Origin of the sequence: Clostridium sp. UBA6640, assembly GCF_002455975.1 — a bacterium.
GTDB lineage: Bacteria > Bacillota > Clostridia > Clostridiales > Clostridiaceae > Clostridium_J.
The window spans coordinates 15,928-26,258 of the sequence record NZ_DKLM01000164.1; the positions used below are offsets into that span (position 1 = coordinate 15,928).

A 10,331-nucleotide genomic window follows, 5' to 3' on the forward strand; every position below is an offset into this window, starting at 1 on the left:
TGGTTTACAAGTATGTATCCAGCATACTTCAAGGTAGAGCATGAAGATATAGAGGGTAATATTAAATCTTTAAAAGAACAGTTTAGAAATATACCTAACAAAGGATTCAATTATGGCATTTTTAATTTGTTAAATAAGGAAATTAAAGAACAAAGAACTAAATATATAAGATTTAATTACCTTGGAGACTTTAACAACATAATAGATAAAGAAAAACTAAATCTATCAAATATTGAATTTGGGTTATATAGTGATAAAAATAATTTATTAACAGCATTAATGGATATAGATGCTATGGTAGTAAATAGAGAATTAAAGATAAAAGTTACTTATAGTAGTAACAAATTCAAAGATGAAACAATTGAAAGATTTATTGAAAGTTATATAGATACATTGAAACTAATTTTAAATCATTGTGTTAATAAAGATTTTAAAGAGTTTACTCCATCAGATTTTGATGCTGCAGAAATTTCACAAGAAGATTTGGATTCTCTCTTTAATTAAAATAGAACTCTATAAATATAGATTATTTAAAAAAATATAATTGAATTGATATAAGGAGTAAATAGTATATGAAAAAAGTAAATAAATTATTAGTTGCATTTAGTATTTTTCTTACTATAATTTTAGTACCTTTTAAAAGCTACTCTTTATCTTCTGATAGTTATGAAATAAGCAAGCTATCAGAAGATGATAAACTTAAAATAGAAGAGTTTATAGAGAAAGAGATGAATAAAGGTAAAATACCAGGAATGTCTGTTGTTATAGTTAAAGACGATGAAACTATTTATCAAAAAGGCTTCGGATACTCCAATATAGAAACAAAAAAATTAGTTAATGGTAGGACATTATTTGAGATTGGATCTAATAGTAAAGCTTTTACTGCTCTAGGAATTCTGAAGTTGGAAAAGAATGGACTGATTAAACTTGAGGATGAAGTTACTAAATATATTCCTTGGCTTAAGATGAAATATAAAGGGAGTGAAGCTCCAATAACCATAGAACATTTATTATATCAAACAAGCGGAATACCATTTAGAACTATAGATAAAATACCAGCTTCTAATGATGATAATGCTCTTGAGGAAACAGTTAAGACTCTAATTGATATAGAACTAGATAGTGAGCCAGGTAAAGACTTTCAATATGCAACAATGAATTATGATGTTTTAGGATTAATAATTGAAAAAGTATCAGGTATAACATATGAAAAATATATTGAAGAAAATATTTTAAAACCAATGGAATTAAATAATACCTATATGGGCAAAAGTAACAGTATGGAAAAGGATATGTCTAAAGGATATAAAATTGGATTTTTGAGTCCTCGCCTATATGATGCACCTATTTATAGAGGTAATAAACCAGCTGGATATATTATATCTAATGCGGAAGATATGGCAAAATGGCTCAAAATTCAAATAGGCACCTTTGATAATTTCCAATTTAATAAGGAACTAATTGAAGAGTCACATAAGCCCAATCGTAGAATTCCACCTTTAGGAGATGGATCATCTTATGGTAGTGGGTGGTTTGTTTATCAAAAATATGGAGGAGAAATTTCTCATGGTGGAAATAATCCTAACTATTCTTCTTTTATAACATTTAGACCAGAAGACAAAGTAGGAATTGCGGTACTTGGTAACATAAACTCTCAGTATATAGCAGATATTACGCAAGGCATTAATGAAATGTTACAAAGTAAAGATTATAGCAAAGATATAAAAGACTTAAATAAAAGTGCAGATAATATTGCTATTGCAATTATATGTATTGGGATTTTACTTATTACAAGTACTTTATATTTTATGATTAAAACAATAATACAGATATTTAAAAGAGAAAGAATCTTAAAAATAAAGGGAATAAAAAGCATTTTAAAAGTTGTTATTTCATTTGTTTTTATAATTGGAGTTAGCTATTGTATATATTTAATTCCATACATTTTATATATGGGAGTATCATGGAACTTTGTATTTGTATGGCTTCCTAAAAGTGTACAAGTTGCTATTTATCTACTCTATATAAGTATTTGGTTAGTATATATATTTTCTTTATTAACAAGTTTTTATAAAAATAAAGATGATAAATCTCTATTAATGCTATCAGTGTTAAGTTGTGTTAGTGGATTTGGAAATGCTCTTATAATCTTCACTATTAATATGGCTATAAATAGTAGTAATGATATGAGAATTAAATTGTTAATATATTTTGTGCTAGGGATAATTTTTTATGTTTATGGTCAAAAGATTATGAGAGAAAAGTTAATAGAAGTAACAAATGACATAGTATATTCAAAACGAATGGAAATTGTAAGATGCATATTAAGAACAAACTATAAGAAATTTGAGGCAATTGAGAAAGGAAGAATAGAAACTACTTTAAATAATGATACAGAAACTATAAGTAGGTTTGTAAATGTTTTAATTGGTGGAGTAACAAGTGCTATTACGCTTATTTTTTGCTTCATATACTTAGGCTTTATAAATAAATATGCTTTGTTATTCTCAGTAATAATAATATTGTTTATTGCAAGTATATACTATTTAGTTGGTAGATATGCAAATAAAATTGGAGAAGAGGCAAGAGATCTTCAAAATGTATTTTTTAAATTTATTAATGACTTAATAGGTGGTTTTAAAGAGCTAAGTCTTAATGGAAAAAGAAAAAATGAATTTGAAGCAGATATGGGAAAAAGCTGCGATAAATTTAGAGTTAAAAGAGGTCAATCAGCTTTGGCATTTGCCAATATGTTTGTAATAGGGGAACTTTTATTTACTCTAGCTATTGGATCAGTAGTATTTATTTTCCCTTTAATTTTAAAAAATCTAGAAGTAAATAGCATAACAAGTTACGTATTTATATTACTTTACATGACAGGTCCAGTTCATGGGATATTAAATACTATACCTGAAGTAATTGAAGTGAGAATAGCATCAAAAAGAATCAATGGCTTATTAGATGAAATACATGATTATAAAGATGATAGTAATATACAAGTATTGTCAGATAAAAATATTAGCTTAAAATTAAATGAAGTAGAATATGAGTATGATAAAAATAATGAAAATAATTTTAAAGTAGGACCTATTAATTATGAGTTTAAATCCGGTGAGATAGTGTTTATTACAGGTGGAAATGGAAGTGGTAAATCAACACTGGCTAAACTATTAACTGGATTATATTCGCCCTCTAAAGGATATATAACTATAAATGATAATAAAGCTACTGAAAAGTTATTAAATGAAAGTTATTCCACAGTTTTTGCAGACTTTTATTTATTTGATAAGCTTTATGGAATAGACTATCAAAATAAAGAAGAAATAAATAAATATTTAAAAATATTACAGCTTGATAATAAAGTTCAAATAGAAGATGGGAAATTTAGCACAACTAAATTGTCGACAGGGCAAAAGAAAAGGCTTGCATTACTAGTCACTTATTTAGAAGATAAGTCTATTTATCTTTTTGATGAATGGGCAGCAGATCAAGATCCAGAGTTTAGAAAAATTTTCTATAATACTCTTTTACCAGAACTTAAAGAAAGAGGTAAATGTATTATAGCAATAACCCATGACGAACATTATTTTAATTGTGCTGATAAGATTATAAAAATGGATTTAGGTAAAATTAATAACTTATAGGTTAAAGTGGGGTGAATTTTATGAGGTTAGAAAGTAAATTAGATAAGAACAATGTAGAGAATTTTATGTTATTAACTAGTATGCAGCAAGGAATGTTATTTCATTATATCAGTGATGAACATAGCACAGAGTATCATGAACAATTAAGTTTAGCTATTTCAGGGGATGTAAAAATAGAACTATTACAAAAATCTTGGGATTTTGTAATAGAAAATAATGAAATGCTAAGAACGGTGTTTAGATGGAGAAGTATAGATAAGCCAGTGCAAATAGTTCTTAAAAGACATAAAGTATTAATTAAATATATAGATTTTGCCAATGAATCAGATAAGCATAAAGCAATAGAAGATATTAAACTAAAAGATTTAAGCAATAGAATAGATATAACAAGGGAGACTTTAAGAGTTTACTTATGCAAATTACAAGACTATAAGTATGAAATGATTATAAGTAATCATCATATTCTATGGGATGGCTGGAGTAACGGAATAATTTTAAAAGAATTAATGGAGGCATACACTTGTTTATATAAGAGCCAAGAGCTTAAAAGAGTTAATAAGGAAAAGTTTAGCGAGTTTATTAAATATACAAATAGTCTTGATAAAGATGAGCAAAAAAATTATTGGACAAATTACTTAAATAATTTAGAGGGTAGGGATGACTTCTTTAGTGCTAAAGAGAAGGGTATATATAAAGAAGTTTTATATAAGATAGATAATGCTAAAACAAATAAAATCAAGGATTTTGCTAAAGAAAATAAAATTTTATTATCATCAATATTATATGGTACTTGGGGAGTATTAATTCAAAAACTTAATAATTCTAATGAAGTTCTATTTGGTACAACAGTATCTGGAAGAGCAGAAAATATTAACTCAATAGATAACATGGTAGGTTTATTTATAAATACTATTCCTTTAAGAGTAAAAGTAGAGAATAGTACTACATTTATAGATCTAATTTATGATGTTGATTCAGCACTCAATAAAAGAAAAGATTTTGAGAATACACCTTTAGTCGATATAAAGGAATACTGTGGATTAAAATCAAATGAAGATATTTTTAATTCAATAGTTACTATAGAAAATTATCCATTAGATTTAAATTTAAATAAAGACAATATATTGTCAATAGAAGATTTCTCTATAATAGAAAAAACAAATTATAATATAGCGCTAGAAGTACTAACTTTCCATGAACTTGAATTTAAATTTAAACTTAACAGTGCATCAGTTGACGAAAATATAGTAAATAATTTAGGCAGTTATTTAGAAAGAATTATAGACAGGTTACTAAATAAACCAAATATTAAAATATCAGAAGTTGATCTATTATCAGAAAAGGAAAAAAGCCAAATAATACATGAATTTAATGATACAAAGTCATATTATCCTAAAGATAAAACAATACAAGAATTATTTGAAGAACAAGTAGAGAAAACACCAGATAATATTGCAGTAGTATTTGAAAATAAGAAGCTAACTTATAGGGAGTTAAATGAAAAAGCAAATAGTCTTGCAAGAGTATTAAGAAATAAGGGTGTTGAGGCTGATTCTATAGTGGGAATAATGATAGAAAAATCTCTTGAGATGATAATAGGAATAATAGCAATTCTAAAAGCTGGAGGAGCATATTTACCGATAGATCCAAACTATCCGAATGAAAGAGTAAAATATATGTTAGCTGATAGTAAAAGCAAAACTTTATTAAGTGCAAAAAACTTAGTAAGTAATATAGAGTTTGATGGTGAAGTTATAGATTTATTTAATGATGATTTATTTAATGGAGATTTTAGTAATCTAGAAAAAATAAATAATTCAAATGATTTAGCATATGTTATATACACTTCAGGAACAACAGGCGATCCGAAAGGAACATTAATTGAACATAGAAATGTAATCAATGTTTTAAACTGGTTTATCAATAAATACAATATAAATTTAAAACACAAAATTATAAATTTAACAGAATATATATTTGATCCAAGTGTAGAACAGATTTTTGCAGCATTAATTACAGGAGCTTCTTTGTATATACCCAAAAAAGAAGTAATATTGCAAAATAATAAATTAATAAGATATATAAAAGAAAATAATATTAATATTATGAATTCTGTTCCAGCAATAGCAGCAAAGTTACTTGAAAGCAGTAATAAAATAGATAATCTAAATACTATTATTGTTGGAGGAGATACTTTAGGGGAATCATTAAAAAATAGGTTGATTGATTATGGATATAAGTTATTTAATCATTATGGACCAACTGAAACAACAATAGATGTATTATCAACCAAATGTGAAAAAAGTATCAAAAGAAATATTATAGGAAGTCCAATAGACAATACAAAAGTATACATTATAAATGATAGAAATAATAACCTTCAACCAATAGGAATACCAGGAGAACTTTGTATAAGTGGTGATGGGCTATCAAGAGGATATCTAAACAGACCAGAATTAACAACTGAAAAGTTTATAGATAATCCATTTGAAGATGGTAAGAAAATGTACAAAACAGGGGATTTAGCTAGATGGTTATCTGATGGAAATATAGAGTTCCTAGGAAGAATAGATAACCAATTTAAGATAAGAGGATTTAGAATTGAAATTGGTGAGATAGAAAGTAGATTATTACAACATAAAAACATTAAAGAAGTAGCGGTATTAGTAAAGGAAAATAAAGAAAAGGAAAAAAATATATATGCATATATTATAAGTGATAAAAAGCTTCAGGAGTTAAATCTAAAAGGTTATTTAAAAGAAACATTGCCAAACTATATGATTCCAACTTATTTTGTACAATTAGAAAAGATGCCGCTAACAGCTAATGGAAAGCTTGACAGAAGGGCACTTCCAGCACCAAACTTAGATGCAAATTTAACTGAATATGAAGCACCAAGGAATAGGTTAGAAGAAAATTTAGTAAAAATATGGGGTGAAATATTAGGCGTTGAAAAGGTTGGGATAAATGATAATTTCTTTGATCTAGGAGGACACTCTTTAAAAGCTACAATGCTTATATCTAAGATTCATAAGGAATTAAGCAAAGAAGTTCCATTAAAAGAGTTATTTAAATCACCAACAATAAAAGAACTAAGTAAGCATATTGAAAGTGCAGAAGAAAATCTTTATTCAAAGATTGATAGAGTAGGTGAAAAAGAATATTATGAAGCATCTTCAGCTCAAAAGAGAATGTACATGCTTCAGCAATTTGATAGGGATAGCACAGCTTATAATATGCCTGCAGTTTTTAAATTAGAAGGAAAAGTTAGCAAGAATAAGATAGAAGAGACCTTTAGAAAACTAATAGAAAGACATGATATATTAAGAGCTTATTTTGAAACTTTAGATGGCGGAATAATACAAAGATTACAAAAACATTATGAATTTAATCTGGTCTATAGAAGTGAAAGTGGAAATATAGAAGACATAATAAAGAGTTTTGTTAGATCATTTGATTTAGGTAAGGCACCATTATTTAGGGTAGAGCTTATAGAAAATAAAGAAAAGACTTATTTTTTAATAGATATGCACCATATAATATCTGATGGTTTATCTATGAGTATATTAATAAAGGAGTTCACCGAAGTTTATAATGGAAAGACTTTGGAACCATTAAAACTTCAATATAAAGATTTTGCAGCATGGCAAAATAATTTCTTGAAATCAGAGGAAATGAGAAAGCAAGAAGAATACTGGATTAATAAATTCAGTGATGAAATACCAGCATTAAATATGCCTACTGATTATGAAAGGCCGCCTATACAAAGCTTTGAAGGAGATAGTGTAAGCTTTAAAATAGATGAGATAACCACAAAGGCTCTAAGAAAACTCTCAAGAGAAACGGGAGCAACAATGCATATGGTGTTATTATCAGCTTTTAATATACTCTTATCTAAATATAGTGGACAAGATGATATAGTAATAGGGATGCCGATATCAGGAAGACCATATGCAGATATTCAAAATACAATAGGGATGTTTGTAAATACACTAGCTTTAAGAAATAAGCCAGAAGGAGATAAGAAGTATTTAGAGTTTTTAAAAGAGATAAAAGAAAATTCTTTAAATGCTTATGAAAATCAAAGTTATCAGTTTGAAGAGTTAGTAGAGAAATTAAATATAAGAAGAGATACCAGTAGAAATCCATTATTTGATGTGATGTTTAATATAATAGATACAGTAACTGAAAGTGATGTTAAACTAGGTGATATCTTGTTAAAGCGATATAATAATAAGAATAAAATATCTAAATTCGATTTAACTTTAAATGCATTAGAAAAAGACAACGAATTGAAATTTACTATAGAATATTGTTCAAAACTCTTTAGTAAAGCTACTATAGAAAGGTTGAGCAATCATTATATTAAAGTACTAGACCATATAATAAACAATACTGAAACAAAAATATGTGAAATTGAATTATTATCAGAAATGGAAAGGCATCAAATACTAAATGACTTCAATGATACAAAGGTAGACTATCCAAAGGATAAAACAATACATGAATTATTTGAAGCTCAAGTAGAAAAAACACCAGATAATATTGCAGTAGTGTTTAAAGACAAAAAATTAACTTATAAAGAATTAAATCAAAAATCAAATCAACTTGCAAGAATATTGAGAAATAAAGGTATTAGAACTGATTCTATAGTAGGAATAATGGTAGAAAGATCTCTTGAGATGATAATAGGAATAATGGGAATTTTAAAAGCTGGAGGAGCCTATCTACCTATAGATCCAAATTATCCAAAGGAAAGAATAGAATATATGCTAAAGGATAGTGAAAGTAAGATTCTATTAAGTAAAAATATTTTATTGGAAACTATGGAATTTGACGATGAAGTTATTGATTTGTTTAATGAAGAGTTATTTACAAATGATTCAACTAATCTACAGAAAATAAACAACTCAAGCGATTTAGCTTATGTAATTTATACTTCAGGTACAACAGGAAAACCTAAGGGAGTAATGATTGAACATAGAACATTAAATAATTATGTTGAATATGCAAAGAATAATTATTTTATTGAAAAAGAATTATATATGCCATTGTATACTTCTGTGTCTTTTGATTTAACAATAACATCTGTTTTTACGTCATTGATTAGTGGAAATTCCATTATTATATACAATGAAACAGAACTTGATAGTCTTACAGAAGCAGTATTTAGTGGAGAAAATCAGTCTGTAATTAAATTAACACCAGCACATTTGAGCTTATTAAAAGAAATAAAAACTGTAAATAAATCAATTAAAAGACTTATTGTAGGTGGAGAAAATTTAACAGAAAAATTAACCAAACAAATCAGTGGATTGTTTGAAAATAAAATAGAAATAATAAATGAATATGGTCCAACTGAAGCTACAGTAGGATGCATTGTTCATAAGTATAACTATAGAAATAAGTATAGAAATTCAGTGTTAATAGGAAAACCCATAGATAATACTAAAATTTATATATTAGATATCAATAATAAACTTTTACCTATAGGTGTAGCCGGCCAAATTTGTATAGGTGGAGATGTATTAGCTAGAGGTTATTTGAATAGACCAGAATTAACAGCTGAAAAATTTGTAGACAATCCATTTGAATCAGGAACAAAGATGTATAAAACAGGAGACTTAGCTAGGTGGTTACCAGATGGAAACATAGAGTTTCTAGGAAGAATAGATAATCAAGTTAAAATAAGAGGNNTGGTGAGATAGAAAGTAGATTACTACAACATGAAAATATTAAAGAAGCAGCAGTTTTAGTTAAGGAAAACAAAGATAGTGAGAAATATATATGTGCATATGTTGTAAGTAAAAAAAATCTTGAAGAGTTAAACCTAAAGAGTTACTTAAAAGAAACATTGCCAGAATATATGGTTCCAGCTTATTTTGTACAATTAGAAAAGATGCCGCTAACATCTAATGGAAAGCTTGATAGAAGAGCACTTCCAGAGCCAAACTTAGATGCAAATTTAACTGAATATGAAGCGCCAAGGAATAAGTTAGAAGAAAATTTATCGAAAATATGGAGTGAAGTGTTAGAAACTCCTAGAAATAGGTATAAATGATAATTTCTTTGATCTAGGAGGACACTCTTTAAAAGCTACAATTCTTATGTCTAAAATTCATAAGACATTGAATAAAGAAATACCATTAAAGGAGCTATTTAAGCTACCAACAATAAAAGAACTAAGTAAGTATATTGAAAATGCAGAAGAAAATCCTTATTCAAAGATAGAAAAAGTAGAAGAAAAAGAATACTATGAAGCATCTTCAGCACAAAAGAGAATGTATATGCTTCAACAATTTGATAAGGATAGCACAGCTTATAACATGCCAGCAGTTTTTGAATTAGAAGGTAAAGTTGACAAGAATAAGATAGAAGAGAACTTTAGAAAACTAATAGAAAGACATGATATATTAAGAACTTATTTTGAAACTTTAGATGGTCAAATAATACAAAGATTACAAAAATATTATGAATTTAATTTGGTTTATAGAAGTGAAAGCGGAAATATAGAAGATATAATAAATGACTTTGTAAGACCTTTTGATTTAGAGAAAGCTTTATTATTTAGAGTAGAACTTGTTGAAAATAAGGGGAAAGATTACTTATTAATAGATGTACACCACATAATATCTGACGGTGTATCTATGAGTATATTGATAAATGACTTTAGCGAAGTTTATGGTG

5 protein-coding genes are annotated in these 10,331 nt (G+C 27.0%); all 5 read left to right on the plus strand.

All coding sequences use genetic code 11. The features are described from left to right. Positions 1 to 504: condensation domain-containing protein (locus B2W91_RS18815; RefSeq protein ID WP_291583721.1), on the plus strand; the 504-nt coding region annotated here is incomplete at its 5' end. 68 nt (positions 505 to 572) lie between these two features. Then, on the plus strand, positions 573 to 3,644 hold the full coding sequence (locus tag B2W91_RS18820) for a cyclic peptide export ABC transporter (protein WP_291583723.1): 3,072 nt from the start codon (positions 573 to 575) through the stop codon (positions 3,642 to 3,644). 92 nt (positions 3,645 to 3,736) lie between these two features. Then, on the plus strand, positions 3,737 to 9,352 hold the full coding sequence (locus tag B2W91_RS18825; protein ID WP_422653280.1) for an amino acid adenylation domain-containing protein: 5,616 nt from the start codon (positions 3,737 to 3,739) through the stop codon (positions 9,350 to 9,352). A 26-nt stretch (positions 9,353 to 9,378) separates the two neighbouring features. Beyond that, on the plus strand, positions 9,379 to 9,705 hold the full coding sequence (locus B2W91_RS18830) for an AMP-binding enzyme (protein ID WP_291583728.1): 327 nt from the start codon (positions 9,379 to 9,381) through the stop codon (positions 9,703 to 9,705). Between the two features lie 40 nt (positions 9,706 to 9,745). Further along, on the plus strand, positions 9,746 to 10,331 hold a 586-nt coding region (locus B2W91_RS18835), incomplete at its 3' end, for a condensation domain-containing protein (RefSeq protein ID WP_291583730.1).

What these genes read in the sequence shown, in the direction of transcription:
- B2W91_RS18820 (WP_291583723.1), top strand. Translation starts at nt 573, where the DNA reads ATGAAAAAAGTAAATAAATTATTAGTTGCATTTAGTATTTTTCTTACT.